The sequence below is a fragment of the Quyinboa ferrireducens genome (genome assembly GCF_042436675.1).
GTDB lineage: Bacteria > Bacteroidota > Bacteroidia > Bacteroidales > UBA5342 > JBHJHP01.
Map to the genome: position 1 here is coordinate 1 of NZ_JBHMVA010000111.1, position 548 is coordinate 548.

Annotated in this window: 1 protein-coding gene; it reads left to right on the plus strand. The window is 29.6% G+C overall.

What is annotated here, in order from left to right:
* Positions 1-548 (plus strand): tetratricopeptide repeat protein (locus ACE01N_RS20660; protein WP_380593006.1); only part of this gene is annotated, 548 nt, incomplete at both ends.

The following is a 548-nucleotide window of genomic DNA, read 5'->3' on the forward strand; positions in this document are numbered from 1 at the left end:
TTGATTTTCATTTCGATTTTACAATCTTGCAAAGTACAGCATGAGAAACCTGTTTATAATCCTAAAGCAATTGAATTTAACGACAAAGCTGTACAATTAATGCAACGAATGGAATATGATAGCGCTTTAATTTTGTTTAACAAAGCCATCAAGATTGATAAAAATTATTATTTACCTTATTCAAACATGACAGGAATTTATTTAAGTAGGAAACAGTTTGATAAAGCATTGCAAGCAAATAATAAGATTATTAAGATAAAGCCTGACCTTGCTGAAGGATGGACATTTGCAGGAATGCTTTACGATAAACAAGGAGACTCACTAAAAGCGATAAAATACTATAAAAAAAGTATCGAGATTTTTGATAATAGAATTAATAATCCCGAAAACAAAAAGGATTTGGCTGCAAATAGACTTAATCGCGCATTCTCATTGATACTTTTAGGACATGAAAAAGAAGGTAAAGATGAAATGAGGAAATTGAAATCTGAGAATCCAGATAATTTGATGATTGACGAATTCTTAAAACTTAGCAAAGATGATTATAT